This is a genomic window from Streptosporangium longisporum, assembly GCF_039534895.1.
GTDB lineage: Bacteria > Actinomycetota > Actinomycetes > Streptosporangiales > Streptosporangiaceae > Streptosporangium > Streptosporangium longisporum.
Genome location: NZ_BAAAWD010000009.1, coordinates 100,553 through 121,112, shown reverse-complemented (window position 1 = coordinate 121,112; position 20,560 = coordinate 100,553). Strand labels below are relative to the sequence as shown.

Genomic DNA, 20,560 nt, shown 5'->3' with positions numbered 1-20,560 from the left:
GAAGGGGGTCAGCCCTCGATCGGCTCGGAGGTGAGCAGGCCCTCGCTGACCTCGCGCAGCGCGATGGAGAGCGGCTTCTCCTGCGCGTGGGTCTCGACGAGCGGGCCGACGTACTCCAGCAGGCCCTCGCCGAGCTGGGAGTAGTAGGCGTTGATCTGACGCGCCCGCTTGGAGCCGAAGATCACGAGACTGTACTTGCTGTCGACGATGTCGAGCAGGGCGTCGATCGACGGGTTGGTGATGCCTTCGGAGTAGGCGGCGCTGCTTGCCACGTGGATTTCCCCTAGCTAGGTGAACGTCCGAGGCGTGAACCCTCGGGAGCATCAGCCAACAAGGCTATCAGCCGATGGCACACGTCCCGGACGGACGTGTTGACGAGCGTCACGTCGAACTCCTGCTCGGCCGCCATCTCGATCCGGCCGGCCGCCAGCCGGCGGGCGATGACGTCCTCGGGCTCGGTGCCCCGGCCGCGCAGCCGCTTCTCCAGCTCCGCCCAGCTCGGCGGGGCCAGGAAGACCAGCAGCGCCTCCGGCATGGTCGCGCGGACCTGCCGGGCGCCCTGGAGGTCGATCTCCAGCAGGGTGGGGACCCCGGCGGCGAGCTTGTCCAGCACCGGGCCGCGCGGCGTCCCGTAGCGGTTGCCGGCGAACTCGGCCCACTCCAGCAGCTCCCCCGAGGCGGCGAGGCGGTCGAACTCCTCGTCGTCGGCGAAGAAGTACTCCACGCCGTGGGTCTCGCCCGGGCGGGGCTTCCTGGTGGTCACCGAGACCGACAGCCACACCTCGGGGTGTGCCCGCCGAAGCTCGGCGACGACCGTGGACTTGCCGACGCCCGACGGTCCCGACAGGACCGTCAGACGTCTGCCCTCCGGCAGGCCGGTGAGGGCTGCGGCCCCCCTCGGACTCCCGGCCGGGGACGTGGAGCGACCGGCACCGCCCTCGGCGGTTGCCTCCGGAGCCCGACTTCTGTCGGACCACGACGTTCCGGTCACTCCAAACCCCCCGTGATGCGTCCCCGTACGGGGCTGCGTGGTCGTATGAACCGAGACTAGCTCTCGGCCCCGCCGAACTCACGCTCGAGCGAGGCCCGCTGGTTCGTACCCAGGCCCCGCACGCGGCGGGACTCTGCGATGCCGAGCCGCTCCATGAGCTGCTTGGCGCGGACCTTGCCCACGCCGGGGAGCGACTCCAGGAGAGCCGAAACCTTCATCTTGCCGATGACGTCGTCGGCCTGCCCGTCTTTGAGCACCTCAGCCAGAGAGACCGCCCCGTGCTTCAGGCGGTTCTTCACCTCGGCACGCTCTTTGCGGGCCTTGGCAGCCTTCTCTAGGGCTGCGGCGCGCTGCTCAGGGGTAAGGGGAGGAAGAGCCACGCCGGGTCACCTCGAATTTCCTGTCGATGTACTCGGACGGGAAGGGAAACTAGCTGGTCATGGCGCTCCAAGCAACGTCAAGGCCACTTTATCCCCCGAGAAAATCTCCTTCGTGACTTTCCGTACCCGTGATCTCGCGCTGTGTGGACGAAACTACGCTCAGGGCCGAGTTTTCCGGGGATCCGTCAGTGGTGGCGCCCGGTGGCCGCGGACGTCCTCCGCAGCGCCGCGGCGATGCCCGCGGCGGTCGCGCCGGGGTCGGCGGAGCCGGTGATCGGACGGCCGATCACGAGCAGATCGGCCCCGTCGGCGAACGCCTGCTCGGGGGTGGCCACCCTCGCCTGGTCCTGGCTCGCGGCTCCGGCGGGCCGGACCCCGGGAGTGATCAGCGTGATGTCCGGGCCGACCTCGGAGCGTACCGCGGCGACCTCGCGCGGTGAGCAGACCAGGGCCTGCGCCCCCGCGCCGACCGCCAGGGCCGACAGGCGCCGTACGGCGTCCTCGGGCGGGCCGTTGACGCCCATCTGGTCCAGGTCGGCCTCCGAGAGCGAGGTGAGCAGGGTGACCGCGGCGATCTGGGTGTGCGGCATGGCCTCCACCGCCGCCCGGATCATCGCCGGCCCCCCGCCCGCGTGGACGGTCAGGATGGCCGGCTTGAGCCGCGCCACGGCCCTGGCGGCGCCCGCGACGGTGTTGGGGATGTCGTGCAGCTTCAGGTCGAGGAAGACCCTGACCCCGCTGGCGCCGCGGACCGAGGCGATCACGTCGGGGCCGTACCGCAGGTACAGCTCCAGCCCGACCTTGACGGTGGTGACGTGCGGGGTCACCAGGCTCGCCCAGCGTGCCGCGGTCTCGAGATCGGGCGCGTCCAGGGCGACGGCGATGGGTGCGGGCGTCACAGGGAACTCTCCTCAAGATCTGTACGGTGCCGGGTGGGCGCCCCCGGCGGGCGGTGGGCCAGCCCGACCGCGTCGGCCAGCCGGTGGAACCCCCGGGCCGCCAGGAGCTCCTCCAGCTCGCGCAGGATGCGCAGGCAGGCGTAGGGGTCGTGGAACAGCGCCGTGCCCACGGCGACGACACAGGCCCCCGCCAGGATGAGCTCGAAGGCGTCCCTGCCGGTCAGCACGCCGCCCATGCCGATGACGGGCACGCTGGGCAGCGCCGCGTGGACCTGCCAGACGCAGCGTACGGCCAGCGGCCGGATCGCCGGCCCGGACAGGCCCCCGGTGACGGCCGCGAGCGAGGGCCGCATGGCCTCGGTGTCGATGCTCATGCCGAGCGGATTGTTGATCATCGAGAGGGCGTCCGCGCCGCCGTCCACGCACGCGCGGGCGATGCTCACGATGTCCATCACGTCCGGGGAGAGCTTGGCCACCACCGGCACGTCGTAGCGCATCACCGAGCGCACCGAGGCGATCACCTCGGCGCTGGCCGCCCCGTCGCGGGCGAAGACCCGGCCGCGGTCCTCGATGTTGGGGCAGGACAGGTTGACCTCGACGGCGGTGACGCCGGGGGCGTCGGTGAGCCTGCGGGCCAGCGCGGTGTACTCGGCCACGGTGCCGCCGCCGATGGAGACCACGGTCCGCACGCCCCGCTGGGCCAGCCAGGGCAGCTCGCGCTCCAGGAAGGCGTCCACGCCGGGCCCCTGCAGCCCGACCGCGTTGAGCATGCCCGAGGGCGTCTCGGCCATCCTGGGGGTCGGACGGCCCGCCCTGGGGGCCATGGTGATCGACCGGGTGGTCAGCGCGCCGATCCGGGCGAGGTCGAAGAACTGGGCCAGCTCCGAACCGGACGCGGCGCACCCCGCGGCCGTGGTGACCGGGTTGGCCAGCTCCACGTGCCCCAGGTACGTCCGCATGTCAACCGACATTCCGCGTTCCCCCACCGGGTGCTCCCAGCGCGTCGAACGGGATGGTCCCGACGTCGTCGAAGCGGACGCGCTCGCCCCGGAAGACCGGTCCTTCGACGCACGAGCGCACCATCCGGGTTACACCGTCGTCCCCGATGACCGGGAGCACGCACGTCATGCACACCCCGATCCCGCACGCCATCCGCTCCTCCACGGCCACCTGGACCGGGATGTCGAACTCGACGGCCACCGCGGTGACGCCGCGCAGCATCTCCAGCGGGCCGCACGCGTAGACCGCGTCGGCCCGCACGTCGGCGATCACGCCGGGCAGCACGTCGGTCACCCGGCCGCGCATGCCCAGGGAGCCGTCCTCGGTGGTCAGCGTGGTGGTCTCCCCCATCCTGCGGGCGCGCAGGGCGCCGAAGACCCGGTCGGCGGAGTCGCCGCCCAGGACGAAGTCGACGCGGCAGCCGCGCCCCTGCAGGGCGTCGGCCACCGTGAACAGCGTCGCCGACCCGTGCTCGGCGCCGACCAGCACGCACGTCACCGGGTCGCGGGGCAGCGGGAACGGGCGGCCGAGCGGGCCCACCAGGTCCAGCGGGTCGCGGGCGCGGCGCTCGGCCAGCCAGGCCGTGCCGGGCCCGCGCACCGCGAAGACGAACTCGACCGTGCCGCCGTAGTCGGGCTTGACGTCGTGCACGGAGAAGGCCCGGCGCGTCAGCATCGACGTCTGCGGCCCGCCGACGGCCACCCCGACGAAGTGGCCGGGACGGAAGCGCTCGGCGATGCCCGGCGCCACCACCGTCAGCGCATGGTAGGCGTCGACGCGGCGCGTCGTGAGCACCGTGCCCGTCACCTGTACCGGAGTAACAGGCGTCTCCCTCACCTCCGACTACGGCACCGGCGCCGTTTTCGAACCTCCCGGCCGCCCCTCAGTCGCCTCTCAGCCGCCTTGCGTGCTCCTGCAGGGACCGCACGCCGATATCGCCCCGGACGATCGCCTGGATGCCTTGGACGGCTGCGGCCAGGCCCTGGACGGTGGTGATGCAGGGAATGGCGCGCAGCACCGCGGCGGTGCGGATCTCGTACCCGTCCAGGCGGGGGCCTGCTTGCCCGGGGCTGCCGAAGGGGGTGTTGACGATGAGGTCGATCTCGCCGTCGAGGATCTGTCCCACGATGGTCGCCTCACCTTCGGGGCCGGTGCCTTCGCTGTGTTTGCGCACGATCTTGGCATGGACGCCGTTGCGGCGCAGTACCTCGGCGGTGCCTTCGGTGGCCAGGATCTCAAAGCCCAGGTCGGCCAGCGCCTTGACGGGGAAGATCATGGCGCGTTTGTCGCGGTTGGCCACCGACACGAACGCCCGCCCCTTGGTCGGCAGGGATCCGTAGGCGGCGGCCTGGGATTTGGCGTAGGCGGTGCCGAAGAAGGCGTCGATGCCCATCACCTCGCCGGTGGAGCGCATCTCCGGGCCCAGCACGATGTCCACGCCGCGGAAGCGGTTGAAGGGCAGCACGGCTTCCTTGACCGCGATGGGGGCGTCCAAAGGCAGGGTGCCGCCGTCGCCGGTGGCCGGTAGCAGGCCTTCGGTGCGTAGCTGGGTGATGGTGGCACCCAGCATGACGCGGGCGGCGGCTTTGGCCAGTGGGACGGCGGTGGCTTTGGAGACGAACGGCACGGTGCGGCTGGCGCGCGGGTTGGCCTCCAGCACGTAGAGGATGTTGGCCGACATGGCGTATTGGACGTTGAGCAGGCCGCGGACGCCGACGCCGCGGGCGATGGCCTCGGTGGCGGCGCGGATGCGTTTGATGTCATACCCGCCCAGCGTCATGGGGGGCAGGGAGCAGGCGGAGTCTCCGGAGTGGATGCCGGCTTCCTCGATGTGTTCCATCACCCCACCGAGGTAGAGTTCGGTGCCGTCGTACAGGGCGTCGACGTCGATCTCGACGGCCTCGTCCAGGAACTTGTCCACCAGCACCGGGTGGGTGCTGGCTGCGCCTGCTCGTTCCATGTAGGTGGTCAGGGTGGTGTCGTCGTAGACGATGGCCATGCCCGCGCCGCCCAGTACGTAGGAGGGGCGGACCAGGACGGGGTAGCCGATCTCGGCGGCGATGGCCAATGCCTCATCGGGGGTGACGGCGGTGCCGTGTTTGGGTGCGGGCAGCCCGGCCTCGGCCAGCACCCGCCCGAACGCCCCCCGTTCTTCGGCCAGGTGAATCGATTCCGGGGAGGTGCCCACGATCGGCACACCCGCGTCCTTGAGTGCCTGGGCCAGGCCGAGGGGCGTCTGACCGCCCAGCTGCACGATGACACCGACGACCGGGCCGGTGCTTTGTTCGGCATGGACGACTTCGAGGACGTCCTCCAAAGTGAGGGGTTCGAAGTAGAGGCGATCAGAGGTGTCGTAGTCGGTGGAGACGGTCTCGGGGTTGCAGTTGACCATGACGGTCTCATAGCCGGCTTTGGACAGTTCGAAGGAGGCGTGTACGCAGGCGTAGTCGAACTCGATGCCCTGGCCGATGCGGTTGGGTCCGGAACCCAGGATGATGACCTTGGGCCGATCCCCGGTGGGGACTTCGGTCTCCTCGTCGTAGGTGGAGTAGAGGTAGGGGGTTTGGGCGGCGAACTCGGCGGCGCAGGTGTCGACGGTGTGGTAGACCGGTCGTACTCCCAGGGCGTGGCGCAGGTCGCGCACCCGTGCTTCGTCCATGTCGCGCAGCTCGGCGATCTGCGCGTCACTGAACCCCAGGCGCTTGACCGTGGTGAGGATCTCGGCGGTCAGTTGTGGCGCCTCGCGCAGCTCGGTGGCCGTCTCCTCGATCGCCATGAGCTGGTCGAGGAACCACGGGTCCACACTGGTGGCCTCGAACAGTTCCTGGACGGTGGCGCCGGCGCGGATGGCCTGGTGCATGGTGACCAGGCGCCCGTCGTGCGGGGTGCGGCAGGCCTCCAGCAGGTCCTGTTTGGGACCGGGCTCGCCCGACCAGGTGAAGGAGGAGCCCTTCTTCTCCAGGGATCGCAGTGCTTTTTGCAGTGCTTCGGGGAAGGAGCGGCCGATGGCCATGGCCTCGCCGACGGACTTCATGTGCGTGGTCAAGGTGGCGTCGGCGCCGGCGAACTTCTCGAACGCGAAGCGCGGCACCTTGACCACGATGTAGTCCAGGCTGGGTTCGAACGAGGCGGGGGTTTCTGCGGTGATGTCGTTGGGGATCTCGTCCAGGGTGTAGCCGATGGCGAGCTTGGCGGCGATCTTCGCGATCGGGAAGCCGGTCGCCTTGGAGGCCAGCGCCGAGGAGCGTGAGACCCGCGGGTTCATCTCGATCACGACCATGCGGCCGGTGGCCGGGTCCACGGCGAACTGGATGTTGCAGCCGCCGGTGTCGACGCCGACCTCGCGGATCACCGCGATCGCCACATCGCGCATGTTCTGATACTCGCGGTCGGTGAGGGTCAGGGCGGGGGCGACGGTGACGCTGTCGCCGGTGTGCACGCCCATCGGGTCGATGTTCTCGATCGAGCACACGATCACGACGTTGTCGGCCCGATCACGCATCACCTCCAGCTCGTACTCCTTCCAGCCCAGGATCGACTCTTCCAGCAGCACCTCGGTGGTGGGGGAGGCATCCAGGCCCGCGCCGGCGATGCGCCGCAGGTCGTGCTCGTCGTGGGCGAAGCCGGAGCCGACGCCGCCCATGGTGAACGAGGGCCGCACCACCAGCGGATAGCCCAGCTCGCCGGCGGCGGTCAGGCATTCGTCCATGGTGTGACAGATCAGCGAGCGGGCCGATTCTGCGTTGAGGCCGTGTTCGGCGGCGACGGTGGCGACGATGTCCTTGAACATCTGCCGGTTCTCACCGGCCTGGATGGCGGCCACGTCGGCGCCGATGAGTTCGACGTCGTAGCGCTCCAGCACCCCGGCCTCGTACAGCGAGATGGCGGTGTTGAGCGCGGTCTGCCCGCCCAACGTGGGCAGCAGGGCGTCGGGGCGTTCCTTGGCGATGATTTTTTCGACGATGTCGGGGGTGATCGGCTCGACGTAGGTGGCGTCGGCGAATTCGGGGTCGGTCATGATGGTGGCGGGGTTGCTGTTGACCAGGATCACCCGAAAGCCCTCGGCGCGCAGTACGCGGCAGGCCTGGGTGCCGGAGTAGTCGAACTCACATGCCTGACCGATCACGATCGGCCCGGAACCGATCACCATGATCGACTGAATGTCCGTGCGCTTAGGCACCCTTGCTTCCCTCCGTGCTCGTGGCCGCACCCGCTGTACCGGTGGCCGTCCGGCCGCCTTCCATCAGCGCGCAGAAGTCGTCGAACAGCCCCGCCGAATCGTGCGGGCCGGCCGCGGCCTCGGGGTGGTACTGCACGCTGAACGCCGGACGCCCCAGCAGCCGCAGACCCTCCACGCAGTCGTCGTTGAGATTGACGTGGGTGACCTCGGCCGGGCCGAACGCGGTCTCGAAGGTCCCCTCCAGGGGCGCCTGCACCGCAAAGCCGTGGTTGTGCGCGGAGATCTCCACCTTGCCGCTGTGACGGTGACGCACCGGCTGGTTGACCCCTCGATGGCCGTAGCGCAGCTTGTAGGTGCCCAACCCCAGCGCCCGCCCGAACAACTGGTTACCGAAACAGATCCCAAAAAACGGCACCCCCGCCTCCAGCACCCCCCGCAACGCCGCCACCGGGCCGTCGGCCGTCGCCGGATCCCCCGGACCGTTGGAGAAGAACACCCCGTCCGGACCCAGCGCGAGGATCTCGGACGCGGTGACCGAGGCCGGCAGCACATGCACCTCACACCCCCGCTCGGCCAGCCGATGCGGCGTCATCGCCTTGATCCCCAGATCCACCGCCGCCACCGTGAAACGCCGCTCACCGATCGCCGGCACCACATACGCCTCGCTCGTGGTGACCGCCCCGGCCAGATCGGCACCCTCCATCGCCGGACTGCCCAGCACCCGCTCCAGCAACTCCGCCACCGGCGCCAACGCAGCCCCCGAGAACACCCCCGCACGCATCGCACCCCGCTCCCGCAGATGCCGCGTCAACGCCCGCGTCCCCGCCATCGCGATCCCCACCACCCCCTGCTGCCGCAGGTACTCATCCAGCGACCGCGTCGAACGCCAGCTCGAGGCCACCCGCGCCGGCTCCCGCACCACATACCCCGCCACCCACACCCGGCCCGACTCGGGATCCTCGTCGTTGACACCGGTGTTACCGATGTGCGGCGCGGTCATCGCGACGATCTGACGGTGATACGACGGATCGGTCAGCGTCTCCTGATAGCCGGTCATCCCCGTGTTGAACACCATCTCACCGAAGGTCTCCCCCTCGGCTCCGTAGGGGATCCCGTGGAAGACACGTCCGTCCTCCAGCACCAATACCGCGGTCATTCACCCACCCCGATCATCTCGGTAACAACACCACAAAGTATGAAATATCCGGCACGCTGGGGGGTGGTCCGTCCGCCATGCGGGACGCTCCCGCGTCCCGTCCGGGCGTGCGGGGGCCTCCGGCGCGCCGCGCGGCCGGTGACGGACGCGTGACGGGCGGCGGGTACGACGGTCCTCACGTGAGCTTCCCGTCCAGGACGGTGGGCCTGCCGCGCAGGAAGGTCGCCACCACGCGGCCGGGCAGCGTCAGCCCCTCGTACGGCGTGTTGCGGCTCTTGGAGGCGTAGCCCGCCGGGTCGACCGCGGCGCGTACCGACGGGTCGTAGAGGGTGATGTTGGCCGGTTCGCCGGCCTCGATCGGCCTGCCGTGCCCGGCGAGGCGGCCGATCCTGGCGGGCGTGCGGGACATGCGCTCGGCGACGCCGGCCCAGTCCAGCAGCCCGGTCTCCACCATCGCCTCCTGCACCACCGCGAGCGCCGTCTCCAGACCGATCATGCCCATCGCCGCGGCGGCCCACTCGGTCTCCTTGTCCTCGACCGGGTGGGGGGCGTGGTCGGTGGCCACGCAGTCGATCGTGCCGTCGGCCAGGGCCTCGCGCAGCGCCATGACGTCGGCGCGGGTGCGCAGCGGCGGGTTCACCTTGTAGATCGGGTTGTAGGAGCCGACCGGGGAGTCCTCGACCAGGTCGTCGGTCAGCAGCAGGTGGTGCGGGGTCACCTCGGCGGTGACGTCCCAGCCCTTGGACTTGGCCCAGCGGATGATCTCCACCGAACCGGCGGTGGAGACGTGGCAGATGTGCAGGCGCGAGCCGACGTGGGCGGCCAGCAGGCAGTCGCGGGAGATGATCGCCTCCTCGGCGACCGCGGGCCACCCGGTCAGGCCGAGCCTGCCGGAGACCGCGCCCTCGTTCATCTGGGCGCCCGCGGTCAGCCTCGGCTCCTGGGCGTGCTGGGCCACGACGCCGTCGAACGCCTTGACGTACTCCAGCGCGCGGCGCATGAGCACCGCGTCCGAGACGCACTTGCCGTCGTCGGAGAAGACCCGCACCCGCGCGGCGGAGTCGGCCATGGCGCCGAGCTCGGCCAGGCGCTCGCCCTGCAGGCCGACGGTGACGGCGCCCACGGGCCGCACGTCGCAGCGGCCCGACTCCTGGCCCAGGCGCCAGACCTGCTCGACGACGCCCGCGGTGTCGGCGACCGGGTCGGTGTTGGCCATGGCGTGCACGGCGGTGTAGCCGCCCAGGGCCGCGGCCCTGGTGCCGGTCTCCACGGTCTCGGCGTCCTCGCGGCCGGGCTCGCGCAGGTGGGTGTGCAGGTCCACCAGGCCGGGCAGCGCGATCAGCCCCGCGGCCTCGACGATCTCGACGAGTTCCGGGCCCGGGCGCTCTGCCGGGCGGCCCTCCAGGTCGTGGCCGACCTCGGCCACCAGCCCGTCGCGGACGAGGATGTCGGCGGGCTCGCCGCCGAGGATCCTGGCGCCCCTGATCAGGATGCTCGCGCCGCCGGTGCCGTTACGCTCGTCCATCTACTTCTCTCCCCCGAGGTCGGCGCCGCTGAGCAGCAGGTACAGGACGGCCATGCGCGCGGTCACACCGTTGGCGACCTGCTCGACGATCGTCGAGCGCGCCGAGTCGGCCACCTCCGCGGCGATCTCCATCCCCCGGTTCATCGGCCCGGGGTGCATCACGATGGCGTGGTCGGGCATCTTGGCGACGCGGTCGCGGTCGAGCCCGTAGCGGCGGCTGTACTCCCGCTCGGTGGGGAAGAACGCCGCGTTCATCCGCTCGCGCTGCACGCGCAGCATCATCACCACGTCGGACTTGGGCAGCACGCCGTCCAGGTCGTAGGAGACCTCGCACGGCCAGGTGTCGACGTTGACCGGGAACAGGGTCGGCGGGGCGACCAGGGTCACCTGGGCGCCGAGGGTGGCCAGCAGCAGCACGTTGGAGCGGGCCACCCGGCTGTGCAGCACGTCGCCGACGATGGTGACCCTGCGCCCCTCCAGCGGGCCGAGGCGGCGGCGCATGGTGAAGGCGTCCAGGACGGCCTGGGTGGGGTGCTCGTGGGTGCCGTCCCCGGCGTTGACGACGCTGCCGCGCACCCAGCCGGCCAGCCGGTGCGGCGCGCCCGAGGCGCCGTGGCGGATGACGACGGCGTCGGCGCCCATCGCCTCCAGGGTCAGGGCGGTGTCCTTGAGGGACTCGCCCTTGGAGACGCTGGAGCCCTTGGCCGAGAAGTTGATGACGTCGGCCGACAGGCGCTTGGCCGCCGCCTCGAAGGAGATCCTGGTCCGGGTGGAGTCCTCGAAGAAGAGGTTCACCACGGTGCGCCCGCGCAGGGTGGGGAGCTTCTTGATGGAGCGTTCCGAGATCTTCGCCATCTCGTCGGCGGTGTCCAGGATGAGGAGCGCGTCGTCGCGGGTCAGGTCGGCCGCGGAGATCAGGTGCCGTTTCACCGCTCGTCCCCCTTCAGCAGCAGGACCGCGTCGCGGCCGTCGTTCTCCTCCAGGTAGACCTTGACGTTCTCGGACTTGGAGGTCGGCAGGTTCTTGCCCACGTAGTCGGGGCGGATGGGCAGCTCGCGGTGACCCCGGTCGACCAGGGCGGCCAGCTGCACGGCCTGGGGGCGGCCCAGGTCGTTGAGGGCGTCCAGGGCGGCGCGGACGGTGCGGCCCGAGTACAGGACGTCGTCGACGAGGACGATCAGGCGGCCGTCGATGCCGTCCGCGGGCAGCTCGGTGCGGCCCAGCGCGCGGGCCGGTCGCAGCCGCAGGTCGTCGCGGTACATGGTGACGTCGAGGGAGCCGACGGGGACGTCACGGCCCTCGAACTGCCTGATGTGGGCGGCCAGCCGGCGGGCCAGGTGGACGCCGCGGGTGGGGATGCCCAGCAGGACGACGTTCTCGCCGCCCTTGGTGCGTTCGAGGATCTCGTGGGAGATGCGGACGAGGGCCCGGTTGATGTCGGGCTCCTCCAGAACTGCGCGGGCGCCACTGGGCGCACGCGAAACGGCCTCGGCCAAGGGGTGACACCACCTTTCCCGCCTCACGGGACGGGTCTTAAAGGAAGTTGATGCCCTCACGCTACCAGCCGGGTCCCGGTTCACCCCGGGCGGGGGCGAGGGCCGTGACGGGCCCGACGAGGACGCGGGACGAGCCCGGCCACGACGCCCCCCTCCCCAGACCTCCCTCAAAAGTGAACAAATATCCCAATATTCCCTGACTCTGAGTTGCCCGGATGGGTATGCGCCTTACACCCGCCCCACGGCGAAGCACGTCCGGGCGCCCGGGCGATCCCCGGCGACGCCCTTCCGACGCTCTCGTCACCAGCCGAGAAGGAACACACATGACCTTTCACGTCGACTCCGAGGTCGGCCGGCTCCACCAGGTCCTGCTGCACAGGCCCGAGCTCGCCCTGAAACGGCTCACCCCGTCGAACAAGGACGACTTCCTCTTCGACGACGTGCTCTGGGTGCAGCGTGCCGTGGAGGAGCACGAGGAGTGGCAGAAGCTCCTGGTCGACCAGGGGGTGACCGTCCACATGCTCTCCGACCTGCTGCGCGAGACGGTGGAGATCCCCGAGGCGCGCAAGCACATCCTGGACGGCGTCACCGACGAGCGCTTCTTCGGCCCGATGGCCGTCGACGCCGTCCGCAACGCGCTGGACTCGATGGACTCGCCGACGCTGCAGCGCTACCTCACCGGCGGCATCACCAAGCGCGAGATGGTCGAGATGGGCACCGACCCCAAGAGCCTGGCCTTCCACACCCTGGGCCCGGACGACTTCGTGCTGCCCCCGCTGCCCAACCACCTGTTCACCCGCGACACCTCCTGCTGGATCTACGACGGCGTCTCGATCAACCCGATGCGGAAGAAGGCGCGCCGCCGCGAGACCGTCAACATGGAGGCGATCTACCGCTACCACCCGACGTTCGCCCCCGGCTACGACCGGCCCGACGAGGGCGGCTACAACGTCTGGATGGCCGGCACCCCCTCGGCGCCCGCCACCGTCGAGGGCGGCGACGTCCTCGTCCTGGGCGGGGGCGTGGTGCTGGTGGGGATCAGTGAGCGCACCCAGCCGCAGGCGGTGGAGATGCTGGCGCGGAGCCTGTTCGCGCGGAGGGCGGCCACGAAGATCGTCGCTCTGAACATGCCGAAGGCCCGGGCGTTCATGCACCTGGACACGGTCATGACCAACGTGGACGCCGGCGTGTTCACCAAGTTCGCCGGGCTGGGCATGCTGCCCTCCTACACGGTCGAGCCCGGGGACAACGAGAAGGAACTCAAGATCACCGATCACCCCGCCGAGGACATGCACCGGGCCATCGCGCGGGCGCTGGACCTGGACGACATCAAGGTCCTGACCGCCGTCCAGGACGTGTACGCCTCCGAGCGCGAGCAGTGGGACGACGGCTGCAACGTGCTGGCCCTGCGGCCTGGCGTGGTCGTGGCCTACGAGCGCAACACCACCACCAACAACCACCTGCGCGCCAACGGGATCGAGGTGATCACGATCCGGGGCAGCGAGCTGGGCCGGGGCCGCGGCGGCCCGCGCTGCATGAGCTGCCCGCTGGAGCGCGAGGGCGTCTGAGCCGGGCGTCCGAGCCGGGCGTCCGAGCGAGGGCCCTCCCCGCGGCACGCGAGGGCCCGGCCGCTCCCGGGACACGGCGGATCACGCCGCGACGGCACAGCGAAGGGAAGAGAGGACACATGGCTTCGGCAGTCCACCGGCTGTTGCGCACCAAGCCCACCGAGGAGATCGTTGCCGAGGGCGGCCACGGCGAGGGCGGTGAGCTGCGCAGGACCATGACGCTGTGGCAGCTCACCCTGTTCAGCGTCGGCGCCACGCTCGGCACCGGCATCTTCGTGATCCTCGGCCAGGCCGTGCCCAAGGCGGGCCCGGCGGTGGTGGTCGCCTTCCTGCTGGCCGCGGTGACCGCCCTGTTCTCCGCGCTCTCCTACGCCGAGCTGGCGGGCACGATCCCGGTGGCCGGGTCGTCGTACTCCTACGCGTACGCGACCCTGGGCGAGCTGGTGGCGTGGGTGTGCGGCTGGTGCCTGATGCTGGAGTACGCCGTCTCGGTGGCCGCGGTGGCGGTCGGCTGGGGGGAGTACCTCAACTCCTTCCTGAACGACCTGTTCGGCTGGACGCTGCCCGCGGCCCTGACCCACTCCCCCGGCGACCAGGGCGGTGTGATCAACCTCACCGCGATCCTGATCGTCCTGCTGGCCACCTGGCTGCTGCTGCGCGGTGCCTCGGAGAGCGCCGGGGCCAACGCGGTCTTCGTGCTCATCAAGATCGTGGTGCTGGTGTTCTTCTGCGTCGTGGCGTTCACCGCGTTCGACGCGGGCAACCTGGCGCCGTTCGCGCCGATGGGGATCGCGGGCATCACCGCCGCGGCCTCGCAGGTGTTCTTCTCCTACATCGGCTTCGACGCGGCCTCCACGGCCGGCGAGGAGGCCAGGAACCCCAAGCGGGACCTCCCCCTGGCGATCATGCTCTCGCTGGGCGTCGTCACGCTCGTCTACGTGCTGGTCGCGCTGGCCGCCGTCGGCGCCATGCCCTGGCAGGAGTTCGACCCGGAGAGCACCGAGGCCGGCCTGTCCCTGATCGCCAAACAGGCGGCCGGCGCCACCTGGCCGGGGCTGATCATCTCCTTCGGCGCGGCCATCGCCATCGCCAGCGTGGTCCTCACCGTGCTGTACGGCCAGACCCGCATCCTGTTCGCCATGTCCCGCGACGGGCTGATCCCGAAGATCTTCCAGAGGGTGAGCCCGCGCCGCCGGGTACCGGTCGCCAACACGCTCATCGTGGCCCTCTTCGTCTCGGTGCTGGCCGGGTTCGTCCCGCTGGGCCAGCTCGCCGAGGCCACCAGCATCGGCACCCTGTTCGCCTTCGCGATCGTCAACCTGGGCGTGCTCGTCCTGCGCCGCACCCGCCCGGACCTGCCGCGCGGCTTCAGGACCCCGTTCTTCCCGGTCACCCCGATCCTCGGAGTGATCTTCTGCATCGTGGTGATGGCCGGCCTGGCCGGTGTCACCTGGCTGGCCTTCGGGATCTGGATGGTGGTCGGCCTGCTCGCCTACTTCCTCTACGGCTACCGCCACTCGCGTCTCAACGGGAGCGACCGATGAAGATCGAACGCGTGCTCGCCGGGTTCGTCCCCGGGTCGCGGGGCCGGGACGGGCTGGCCCTGGCCCTGCTGCTGGCCCGGCAGGCCGGTGCCGGGCTGACCGTCGCCCACGTGCACGTGCCCGCCTGGACCACGCCCGGCCCCGGCAAGGTCGACGCCGAGTGGCGGGCCTACGTCGCCCGGCAGGCCGCCCACACGCTCTCCCAGGCGCGGGAGCTGCTCTCGGACGTACGGGACGTGGAGATCGACCTCGTCTCGCACGGCCACCGCGGCAGCGGGCGCGGCCTGGCCGAGCTCGCCGGCCGGATCGGGGCCGACGTGGTGACCGTCGGCCCGGCACCGCGCGGCCCGCGCGGGCGCATCAGCCTGGGCAGCACCGCCGACCAGCTGCTGCACGGCTCACCGGTGCCGGTGGCGCTGGCCCCCCACGGGTACGCCACCGCGGCCCCGGACCGGCTGGCCCGGCTGGCGGTGGCCTACCGGCGCGGCCCCGCCTGCGCCGAGACCGTCCGGCAGGCCGCCACGGCCGCGGCCGGGATGGGCCTGCCGCTGCGCCTGATCACCCTGGTGACGGGCGGCGGGCGGCGGACCGGGATCGGCCGGGAGATGCTCGACCGGCTGCGCGAGCAGGTCGCGGCCGACCTGGAGGCCGCGGCCCTGGCGCAGGGAGGGCCCGGGGACGCCACCGGCGTGGAGGTGGAGGTGCTGGAGGGCGGGGACGTGGCGGCGGCGCTGAGGAGCTCCGGCTGGCACGAGGACGCGGTGCTGATCTGTGCCTCCAGCCGGACGGGACCGTTGCGCCGGGTATTCCTCGGCGACATGTCCCTGAAGATCATACGCGCCTCGCCGAGCCCTGTGATCATGTTGACCCGGCTCCCGCGGACCGCGCGGCAGGCGGCCCGGAACCCCCGAAAAACCTGATGTTTCGCGCGACCGCAGGGGACGATTGCGGCGTTTGAGGCGGACCCCACCGGACCGGATTCGACATCTTTTTTCCAATCAGCTTGACCTTAGGCGCCCACCGCTTTACCGTCACTGTCCGTAACCACACCTCGGAGCGTTATCGGATGAACCCTGACGCACCGGTCACCACAGGTGCCTGCCCCGGGCGCCAACCCGGTGACTGGGGCATAAGTTGCGAGGTAGCACAATCAAGTTGAGAGCAGTACATAGAGAGCCGGGGGGCCACACCATGCCGTCTGAGTACGCCAAGTCACTGGGTGCAAGACTTCGTGCCATCCGCACCCAGCAGGGTCTTTCCCTGCACGGGGTCGAGGAGAAGTCCCGTGGGCGCTGGAAGGCGGTGGTCGTCGGTTCCTACGAGCGTGGCGACCGTGCCGTCACGGTGCAGAAGCTTGCCGAGCTTGCCGATTTCTACGGGGTGCCGGTCTCGGAGCTGCTGCCCGGAGGGGCCGCTCCCAGCCCTCTCGGCCCGACACCGAAGCTTGTCATCGACCTTGAGCGCCTTGCCCAGCTCCCCAAGGAGAAGGCCGGCGCGCTCGCCCGCTACGCGGCCACCATCCAGAGCCAGCGCGGTGACTACAACGGCAAGGTGCTGTCCATCCGCCAGGAGGACCTGCGCTCCCTCGCCGTGATATACGACAAATCCCCCAGCGAGCTCACCGAGGAACTGATCGGCTGGGGCGTCCTGGACCCCGAGGCTCGCCGAGCCGTCGAGTCCTTCTGACGGCCTGACCGGTCGTGGGTGCGCCGGATCCGGCGTGCCCACCCCGCCGCCGATAATCCCGCTCTCAGCTGAAGACGTCTTTCCTCGCGCCCCGGCGTCGGCCACTGTGGTAGGAAAAGGCAGACATGCCCTCGGCGAGATGTGGTGGAGATGGCTCCGGGAGACGATCGGCCCGATCGTTCTCGATCGCGCCCTGAAAGCCGCCTTCGCGCCCTCATGACCTCGCTGGGCTCGACCAGGACGCGGGCCTTCCTGCGGTTGCTGACCTCGATCGGCACCAGCAGGACGCAGGACACCCTCAAACTGCTGCCGTTCGTCGTGATGGCCGTCGTGGCCCTGATCGACTTCGGCTCGGGCCCGACCTCGGGCCTCCTGCCGCTGCTCGCCCTCGGCCCGGCCTTCGCCAGCGTGGCGTGCGGGCTGACCCGCACCACCGTGGTCGGGGTGGTCGCCTTCGCCCTGTGCATCGTGCTGGGCCTCTACAACGACATCCTCTGGATGCCCCGCACGAACATCACCATGGTCGCCATCCTCGGCGTCACCGTGGCCAGCGTGCTGGCCAGCGCCGGGCGGCTACGCCACGAGAACCAGCTCGCCGACGTGCGCTCGGTGGCCGAGGCCGCCCAGCGGGTGCTGCTGCGCCCGGTTCCGCGCCGGGCCGGCCCCGGCATCGGCGTGGCCGTCTCGTACACCTCCGCCACCGCCGAGGCCAGGATCGGCGGCGACCTGTACGAGGTCGTCAGCACCCCGCACGGGGTCCGGATCATCGTGGGGGACGTCCAGGGCAAGGGGCTGGAGGCGGTGGAGACCGCGGCCGTGGTGCTCGGCGCCTTCCGCGAGGCGGCCCACGACGAAGGAACGCTCCAAGGCGTCGTGGCCCGCCTGGAGAACGCCCTGACCAGGGAGTTGTCGGGCGAGCAGTTCGTGACCGCCGTGCTGGCCGAGATCGGCGCCGGGTCCGCCATCACCGTCGTCAACTGCGGCCACCCGCCGCCCATGGTGCTCGGCGGCGACGGCGGGATCTGGTTCGCCGATCCGCCTGACGAGGCGCTCCCCCTGGGCATGAGCTCGCTCGAGACCAGCAGGCCGCAGCCCTACCGCATCCCGTTCGAGCCGGGTGACCAGGTCCTCTTCTACACCGACGGGGTCATCGAGGCCCGCGACGGGGCCGGGGAGTTCTACCCGCTGGCCGAACGGGCGCACCTGCTGGACGGCGCCGACCCCCAGGGGTCGCTGGACGCCCTCCGCGCCGACCTGCTGCGCCACGTGGGCCGGCCGCTGGGCGACGACGCGGCCATGCTGCTCCTGCGCCACCGCGCCGCCCACCGCACCTCCTCCACCTCCTCGGCCGCCTGAGACCGGGGCGGGCCCCCACCGGGGAACGTGAGCCGATCGATCGGGAACGAGGCCGGGAATCGCGAGCCGGCCGGTCAGGGGAACGGGACCGGGGAACGGCTCGCCTGGCGGAGAGGTGGCCTGCCGCAAGACGCGGCCCGCCGGGAAGGTGTGGACCGGCTGCCCGGAAGGCACGACCGGTCGAGGAGGTACATGGCCTGCTGAGGGGGTGCGGCCGGGGAGCGTGGGCTACCGGCCGGGAAAGGCCATGCCGGGGTGGACTACCCGGCCAAGGGCACACGGCCGGGGAGCATGGGCTGCGTCGGCACGCCGAGCAGGTCCTCCACCGCGTTGACGAAGCGCTCCGCCTCCGAGATGAGCTCCTCGGCGTCCCTCGACGACACGACGCGGGTCATCCCCGCCTCGGCCGAGGCGCGCTTGGCGGCGCTCATCTCGAAATAGGGCGCCCAGTCGGCCAGCCGAGGCTCCGCCTCGGGCAGCAGCTCCCAGGCACTGCGGAGCCGGCGCCTGCGGCCCTGCATGGGACGGGGACGCGCGGCCAGGACGGCGGCAGCCGCCCTCAGCGCCGCGAGGTGCGCCGCGACATAACGTGTGGCGGACGTCCGGGCGGCGGCTGCCTCTTCGAGGCAGTCACGCGCGTCTGTGAGGTGCGCCCGCACCGTAGGGGACAACCGGGGCCCGCCGGAATCGCTGAGCCGAGGGGTCATGCGCTTCAGCCTCCTTGGTCGCAAGCGGCTCCCGACGTTTTCGCCGGTGGATACCACACTTTCAGACCCCACCGACAAATTCGCCGGACGGCCGGACGAGGAGCTTCCCCTCTCCCCGCCCGTCCCGACCGGGCCCGATCGTCTCCGCCGACGACGTGGGCCCGCCCGACCGCCCTGGACGCGGGCCGCGAGGCCCCGCGTCATTACCATCGAACATAAATTCGACCACTCGCACTGTCAAGTAGAACGGCGAACAAAAGTTCGATCTTCGGTATCCGTTCACACGCACGCCAAGGCCCCGGGAGGAGAGAACGGACCTCCCGGGGCCTTCGAAGAGGGACACCGGATCGAACCGGCGGGCCCGGAGCGCGTCATGAGCCGCGCACCACGAGCGGCAGATCATGAACGGCGGGTCGTGAACGGCTCGCGATGAGGGATACGTCACAGTCGGCACATCACCGCGGACCCGTCACGACATGAGTGTCACCACAGGCGCGCCGCGACGAGCGCGTCGCCGCGGCCGACGGGTCAGGGCCGGCCGCGCCGTCCGCTAGCGGACGAACCTGCCGCGTACGTGAACCGGCACCCCCGTGCCGAGCAGGCCGGGCAGGACCTCCGCCACGTGCATCGGCAGCCGGACGCAGCCGTGGGAGGCGGGCGCCAGCGGCACCGACAGCGCGCCGTGGAAGGCGATGCCGCCGTTGAAGAAGATCGGGTTGTAGAGCTGTCCCAGGTAGGAGACGTGCCAGCCGTCGCGGCGCCAGGTGGTCTTGTAGTCGCCGGTGGGCGTGCGGGCGTTCCCGCAGAACCGCTGGGTCCTGCCCTGCCAGGTGGCCGTCTCGCAGTAGGCGATCCCGCTGCCCGAGGAGATGTGGCTGATCAGCTTCACCGCTCCGCCGACGTAGAGGACCATCACCTGCTTGGTGAGGTCGACCTCCACCCGGGTCGGCTTCCCCCTGGTGACCAGCACCCTGGGCGCCCGGGGCGCCTCCAGCGCGGTCCAGGTCCTGCGTGCCACCGTGCTGGTCGGCCGGATGCCGTTCACCTTCTGGAAGGCCCAGACCGCCGCCAGGGTCGCCCCGCCGTAGCGGCCGTCGATCCTGCCCGGCATGTAGCCGAGCGCGGCCAGCCTGCTCTGCAGCGTCTTCACCGCGGCGCCCTTGGCGCCGAGCTTGAGCGTCTTACCGGGCGCGGCGAAGCCGGACCCGGCGGACGCCGTCCCCGGTGTCACGGCCGTTCCGGCGAACCCCGGCACGGCCGGACTCCCGGACGTCGCCGTCGTCACGGCCGCCGCCGAGGCCGCGGCCGGAGCCGTGGCGGCGACCGCCCAGGACGCGGAGGACGCCGAGGACACCGACACCGAGGAGAAGAGCACGGCTCCCGCCGTCGTCAGCGCGGCCGTTCTCAGCCGCCGTCCAACCCCCATTTTCCACCAACTCCTCATATCACTATCGATCGGGTCAAGGGACCTTAGCGCACGCCTTTCCCGTGCACGTGAAGCGTCATGCGGCGGCGATGGGCCGTCGATCTGTTTAGAGTGTCCGCGTGTCAGAAAAGTTGCATCCGAACGTCGAGAAGGTCGCCGCCGCACTGCGCGAGCACGGCGTCCCCGGCGAAATCGTCTTCTTCGCCGAAGCCACCCCGACCGCCGCCACCGCGGCCGCGCAGCTCGGCTGCGAGGTCGGGGCCATCGCCAACAGCCTCGTGTTCGACGCCGACGGAGAGCCCCTCCTGGTGCTGACCAGCGGCGCCCACCGGGTGGACACCGGCCTGGTCGCCGGGACGATCGGCGCGGCGAGGGTACGGCGCGCCGATGCCGCCTTCGTCCGGACGGCCACCGGTCAGGCCATCGGCGGGGTCGCCCCGATCGGTCACCCCGCGCCGATCAGGACCCTGGTCGACACCTGGCTCGGCCGGCACGAGGTCGTCTGGGCCGCCGCGGGCCACCCGCACACCGTTTTCCCGACCTCCTTCGACGAGCTCGTCCGCATCACCGGCGGCGTCCCCACCGAGGTCGAGTGAGGGATCGCGCGCGTGCGGCCGGTCGCGGCCGGGCTCGTCCGGTGCGGCGGC

General features: G+C 71.0%; 19 protein-coding genes. 6 read left to right on the top strand and 13 right to left on the bottom strand.

The features are described from left to right. Positions 1-8: 8 nt before the first annotated feature. From rpoZ to pyrR, 11 genes are all read right to left on the bottom strand, one after another. Positions 9-272, bottom strand: coding sequence for a DNA-directed RNA polymerase subunit omega (gene rpoZ, locus ABD832_RS18565; RefSeq protein WP_344896629.1), 264 nt, complete (start codon positions 270-272; stop codon positions 9-11). Between the two features lie 11 nt (positions 273-283). Then, the gene (gmk, locus tag ABD832_RS18560) at positions 284-874 is read right to left on the bottom strand and encodes a guanylate kinase (RefSeq protein WP_344896818.1); all 591 of its coding nucleotides are present in this window, start codon (positions 872-874) and stop codon (positions 284-286) included. A 173-nt stretch (positions 875-1,047) separates the two neighbouring features. Beyond that, entirely contained in the window at positions 1,048-1,371 is a 324-nt protein-coding gene (gene mihF / locus ABD832_RS18555) for an integration host factor, actinobacterial type (RefSeq protein ID WP_344896626.1), read from the bottom strand. A 185-nt stretch (positions 1,372-1,556) separates the two neighbouring features. Then, a complete protein-coding gene (gene pyrF / locus ABD832_RS18550; RefSeq protein WP_344896623.1) occupies positions 1,557-2,270 on the bottom strand; it encodes an orotidine-5'-phosphate decarboxylase in 714 nt (237 codons plus the stop codon). Next, positions 2,267-3,241: a dihydroorotate dehydrogenase gene (locus ABD832_RS18545; protein WP_344896620.1), complete on the bottom strand. Its 975-nt coding sequence runs from the start codon at positions 3,239-3,241 to the stop codon at positions 2,267-2,269. Before ABD832_RS18545 ends, pyrF begins: the two co-directional genes overlap by 4 nt. Next, on the bottom strand, positions 3,231-4,106 hold the full coding sequence (locus tag ABD832_RS18540; RefSeq protein ID WP_399192265.1) for a dihydroorotate dehydrogenase electron transfer subunit: 876 nt from the start codon (positions 4,104-4,106) through the stop codon (positions 3,231-3,233). Before ABD832_RS18540 ends, ABD832_RS18545 begins: the two co-directional genes overlap by 11 nt. A 46-nt stretch (positions 4,107-4,152) precedes the next feature. Continuing rightward, positions 4,153-7,449: a carbamoyl-phosphate synthase large subunit gene (gene carB / locus ABD832_RS18535; RefSeq protein WP_344896614.1), complete on the bottom strand. Its 3,297-nt coding sequence runs from the start codon at positions 7,447-7,449 to the stop codon at positions 4,153-4,155. Next, complete coding sequence (gene carA, locus ABD832_RS18530) at positions 7,442-8,605, bottom strand: glutamine-hydrolyzing carbamoyl-phosphate synthase small subunit (protein WP_344896611.1); 1,164 nt, start codon at positions 8,603-8,605, stop codon at positions 7,442-7,444. Before carA ends, carB begins: the two co-directional genes overlap by 8 nt. A gap of 175 nt (positions 8,606-8,780) precedes the next feature. Further along, entirely contained in the window at positions 8,781-10,130 is a 1,350-nt protein-coding gene (locus tag ABD832_RS18525; protein WP_344896608.1) for a dihydroorotase, read from the bottom strand. Then, positions 10,131-11,060, bottom strand: a complete 930-nt coding sequence (locus ABD832_RS18520; protein WP_344896605.1) for an aspartate carbamoyltransferase catalytic subunit — start codon at positions 11,058-11,060, stop codon at positions 10,131-10,133. Further along, positions 11,057-11,626 carry a bifunctional pyr operon transcriptional regulator/uracil phosphoribosyltransferase PyrR gene (gene pyrR, locus ABD832_RS18515; protein ID WP_344896602.1) on the bottom strand — a complete coding sequence of 190 codons (570 nt, stop codon included), beginning with the start codon at positions 11,624-11,626 and terminating at the stop codon, positions 11,057-11,059. The genes ABD832_RS18520 and pyrR overlap by 4 nt, the downstream gene beginning before the upstream one ends. A 323-nt stretch (positions 11,627-11,949) precedes the next feature. Between pyrR and ABD832_RS18510 the strand changes: the two genes are divergently transcribed. From ABD832_RS18510 to ABD832_RS18490, 5 genes are all read left to right on the top strand, one after another. Next, positions 11,950-13,194: an arginine deiminase gene (locus ABD832_RS18510; protein ID WP_344896599.1), complete on the top strand. Its 1,245-nt coding sequence runs from the start codon at positions 11,950-11,952 to the stop codon at positions 13,192-13,194. Positions 13,195-13,313: 119 nt separating this feature from the next. Beyond that, positions 13,314-14,738, top strand: coding sequence for an amino acid permease (locus tag ABD832_RS18505; RefSeq protein ID WP_344896596.1), 1,425 nt, complete (start codon positions 13,314-13,316; stop codon positions 14,736-14,738). Next, complete coding sequence (locus ABD832_RS18500; protein WP_344896594.1) at positions 14,735-15,658, top strand: universal stress protein; 924 nt, start codon at positions 14,735-14,737, stop codon at positions 15,656-15,658. Before ABD832_RS18505 ends, ABD832_RS18500 begins: the two co-directional genes overlap by 4 nt. A gap of 271 nt (positions 15,659-15,929) precedes the next feature. Continuing rightward, positions 15,930-16,424 (top strand): transcriptional regulator BldD, encoded by a 495-nt coding sequence (gene bldD, locus ABD832_RS18495; RefSeq protein WP_030910010.1) that lies wholly within the window; start codon positions 15,930-15,932, stop codon positions 16,422-16,424. 216 nt (positions 16,425-16,640) lie between these two features. Then, on the top strand, positions 16,641-17,780 hold the full coding sequence (locus ABD832_RS18490) for a PP2C family protein-serine/threonine phosphatase (protein ID WP_344896590.1): 1,140 nt from the start codon (positions 16,641-16,643) through the stop codon (positions 17,778-17,780). A 260-nt stretch (positions 17,781-18,040) separates the two neighbouring features. Here ABD832_RS18490 and ABD832_RS18485 read toward each other — a convergent pair whose 3' ends face one another. Both ABD832_RS18485 and ABD832_RS18480 read right to left on the bottom strand, forming a co-directional pair. Next, entirely contained in the window at positions 18,041-18,487 is a 447-nt protein-coding gene (locus tag ABD832_RS18485; protein WP_344896586.1) for an SAV_6107 family HEPN domain-containing protein, read from the bottom strand. 550 nt (positions 18,488-19,037) lie between these two features. Beyond that, complete coding sequence (locus ABD832_RS18480; RefSeq protein WP_344896583.1) at positions 19,038-19,913, bottom strand: L,D-transpeptidase family protein; 876 nt, start codon at positions 19,911-19,913, stop codon at positions 19,038-19,040. A 119-nt stretch (positions 19,914-20,032) separates the two neighbouring features. On the opposite strand from ABD832_RS18480, the gene ABD832_RS18475 reads away from it, so the two are divergent. Beyond that, positions 20,033-20,509: a YbaK/EbsC family protein gene (locus ABD832_RS18475; protein ID WP_344896580.1), complete on the top strand. Its 477-nt coding sequence runs from the start codon at positions 20,033-20,035 to the stop codon at positions 20,507-20,509. Positions 20,510-20,560: the final 51 nt, after the last annotated feature.